Annotated in this window: 1 protein-coding gene and 2 pseudogenes; all 3 read left to right on the top strand. The window is 23.3% G+C overall.

Annotated features, from left to right (window positions below):
• Positions 1-1,316: pseudogene (locus BUE91_RS07170) on the top strand (hypothetical protein); the annotation flags it as partial.
• Between the two features lie 1,030 nt (positions 1,317-2,346).
• Positions 2,347-2,517, top strand: coding sequence for a hypothetical protein (locus tag BUE91_RS07165; protein ID WP_180370676.1), 171 nt, complete (start codon positions 2,347-2,349; stop codon positions 2,515-2,517).
• 571 nt (positions 2,518-3,088) lie between these two features.
• A pseudogene (locus BUE91_RS05555) lies at positions 3,089-3,815 on the top strand (adhesin); the annotation flags it as partial.

The raw sequence follows: 3,815 nt of genomic DNA, 5'->3' as shown, positions 1-3,815 counted from the left end.
GTTTATCTTTAAATCCATTAATATTTAACTTTCCTGTTAAACCAAGGCTAATAATAGGTAATGAAGATAAAGAAACTGTAATAAAGTTTGGTTTAGAGTATTCAAAGGGCACAGAATTTTCTACTACAGTAGGATTTAAAAAAATAATTAAATCTATGAAAGATATAGTAGAGGATGAATTAAAACCGGATATTTTAAATATAGTAAAAAATAGAGGTTCAAGTCAAGATGAATATGATCATACTAGATATGGATTATCTAGAATAAATTTTAATGAAAAAGTAAATTATACAATTACACCTTTTATAGATATAAAAAAAGAAGAGGGTAAATCTAGAATAAATGTTAAATTAGATACTATTAACGCTTCAGCTTATATAGAAAAACAAAAAACAGAAGATAAAACGGATAGAGAGATACCTACAGATGATTTTTTTGCATGGAATCATCAAAAAAGAAATGATAATTGGTTTCTTAATATATTTTCAAGTAAAGAATACAATTATTTTAAAGAAGTTATAACAGAAAATATAATAAAAACAAATAAAAATATTACTAGTTTAGATAGTAGAAAGTATAGATTTGAGATTGATACAGAATATTTACAAGATAAAGGAATTAATTTTAATTTAAGTCTGAGGACATCATATAATGAGACTAAATTAGTTGAAATGGATAGAGAGGATATAATAAAGGAAACTAAATCTAGAATAGTCAGTCTTAAATCTAGTTCAAATAAGCCTAATTTTACAGAAGAAATTAAGAAAAATCCTGATAATCAAGTAGAAATTAAGGATGGCAATGTATTACAATCTATGAAAGATTTTGTTAAAAAAAATGGTGCAAAAGATGAAACAATTTATGAATCTTTCAGACCATTATTTGTTGGAAATTATAGGGAAATGAAAGAAAGAAAATTAAAAGAGATATTAAATTATCCAGGTTTAAAAAAGGAAGAAGTTAAAATACAAGAAAAGATTTTTTTACATGTTAAAAAAATTGATTTAAATTTGGATACATATTTAGGATATAAATTTGTTCTAAAGTATAAAATTGGAATCTCTTTGGGTATTAGACATAAATTAACTGCACGTTATGAAGCAACAAGTAAAATAGTACTAGGTAGTGATATTCAAATGTTCGGAAGTAGAAATATGATAATTAAAAATACAATAATTCCAGAAGTTAAAATGACTTATAATTTAATTCATAATTTGAATGCGACATTGAGTATGGAAACCCCTGTTTATTTTTATAACAGATATTTTAAAGGTGTTAATTTTAATGTTAGAACAGGTCTTGAATATAGATGGTAAATTGTATAAAATAGAGAATTTAAAAAATACAAATTCTCTATTTTTTTTATTGATATAATGCTTTTAACAAAATTTTTATGTAGTCGAAGGGGGAAGTAAGGTTAGAAAATGGAGTTTTAATTCATTAAAAAATATTGAACTAAGAAATATACGAAGCTTTAAATTAAAAGAAAAGTATTCAGGATTGGGATTAGGTGTTGATTTGTCAGGTAAGAATGCCTCATATGACATAGAAAAGTTAGGATTAATTTCTAATAATAAGTATGTTAATGGAGAGGTTAATTACTATTTAGATGATGAACTTTAAAAAGTTGCAGTGTAGATCATGCATTTATTATTAATCAATTACCAGATAGTAAAGAGTCTTTATCACAAGATGATAATAATATAATTATAGCTCCATTTAATAATATAAATTCAGTACATTTAGGTAAAAAATATAAATCAGGAACATCTTTATTACTATATGATATGAATAATATAGTATTTTCAAATAATTTAGAGTTGTCATTAGATATAAATAAATCATATGTTTCTGTAATAATAGGAATGTATAAAAGTGAAAAAATATTTAATAGATGATAGTTTTGAAGATACATTATTAGCAAATCCAAATACTATTCAATTTAAAACTTCTGGAAATATTGAAACAGGGATTAAGATAAGCCAGATTTAAGTTTATTCTTAAATCTTTTAATAGTTAACTTTCTTATTAAACCAAGAATATTATTTGCAAAAGAAGAAAAAGATATTGTTAGGAAATTTGGTCTTGAATATTCAAGATTAACAAAATTTAAAAAAATAATTAGATATAAGAATAGCATAGTTGAAGATGAAATAAAAGCTTTAACATTTAATGGTAAATTAAACTATATCTTTATACCTTTTTTGATATTAAAAAAGATGTAGAAGATTTTAAAATAAATGTTATATCATCTGTAAATAAAGTAATGTGTTACAATTTTCATCATTTGGTTAAATTAGGAAATATAATTTTGATATTAATACATAATATGATAAATATAAAGGGATGAATTTTAGTTTAAATTTAGGTTTAGAATACAATGAAATAATTTTGAGGGGTAATAAAGAAATAATTACAAAAACAGAAAGCAAATCAAAATTTATAAACATTGTTTCAAATTGTGCTAATCCAATAATCATAGATTATAAAATAAAAAGTGTTAGTATATTAGAATAAGGGAAATTATTAGAATCATTGAAAAAATATGTTAAAGATAAAAAATCAAAAAAAGATGAATTGAAAGAACTAAAATTCAAGTTTGATGAATTCTATAAATTGGTTAATAAAAAGTAAGAATGTATTATAGAGTTAGTGCTTGTGTTAATATTTTCAAAATTCATTGTATTTTTTAAAAATCAAAAATATTTTATAAATATTATATTATCATTAACATTGATAGTCTTCTTTTTACTTTATTTAACAATTTTTATAGAACAAAAATTAAGTTGTTGACAAAACAGTGGGGGGGGGGTATAATATTTTGGAATTTTTTATATATAAAAATTAGTGTAGGAGGTATATATATTAGAATTTATTGATAATTAGATAATGCAAAAAGATTTATTAATATTTTTTTAAAAATTTTAACATTAAGATAATTAATAAAAATGAAAGAGTAAAAAGAAAATGAATAAAGAGTTAAGGGAAAAATTATTGATAAAAAAGTATAAAAATTAAATGGTGTTAGAAAATTTAACAATATATAAAGGTGAAAAGGTAATAAAGATAAAAAGGAAATAAAAGGGAAATGAAGAATATTAAAACTTATGAATTAAAGAAAATTTTAAAGAACACTTTAAAGAATAAAGTGAGTATAAATGATAAAACTGTAATAAGATATTTAATTTTTGGATTTATGGGACTATCAACAATGTCTTATGGATCTTGGTTAGCCATAAATGATGGTACTGGGACTGTTGGAAAATCAGGTGTTTCTGGCAGAGATGGAGAAAATAATAATAAAAATAATATAATACTAGCAAAATATGAAAATCAATATAATACTGAACACTCAGTTGTAATAGGAGCAGGTGGAAAAACGCATGCTAAGGGTTCAGAAAATGTGGTAATAGGGTTTAACGCTATATCTGAGAAGGCAGAAAGTGTTGTAATAGGTGCTAATACAAAATCTGATATAAAAAAATCTGTAGTTCTTGGTAGTCATGCACATGTGTATAAAGATCATTTTAATATTAATAATGGTGTTGGAGATAGTGATGAACAAGGAGTTGCAATAGGAAATGCAGTTTTCTCAACTGCACAAGCAACATCTGTAGGAAATAATACTTATGCTATAGGAAGATCTTCTATAGCTATAGGTAATGATGATGTATCTTCGTATACTCAATCAGTTACAGAGCATGATTATAAGGAATATTTTAAACAACTTTATGAGAAGATAGATGAAAAAGGAGAAGTGTATGGATATGCAAATGGTGGTAAAGTTTCAGGTAAGGAAGGAAATCATAAATATT

This window comes from Streptobacillus notomytis (assembly GCF_001902585.1).
Lineage (GTDB): Bacteria > Fusobacteriota > Fusobacteriia > Fusobacteriales > Leptotrichiaceae > Streptobacillus > Streptobacillus notomytis.
The sequence above is the reverse complement of the archived record's forward strand: the minus strand, read 5'-3'. Positions and strand labels throughout refer to the sequence as shown.

Excerpts from the sequence above, each read along its gene's own strand:
- BUE91_RS07165 (WP_180370676.1), top strand. The coding sequence starts at position 2,347 with ATGAATTTTAGTTTAAATTTAGGTTTAGAATACAATGAAATAATTTTG.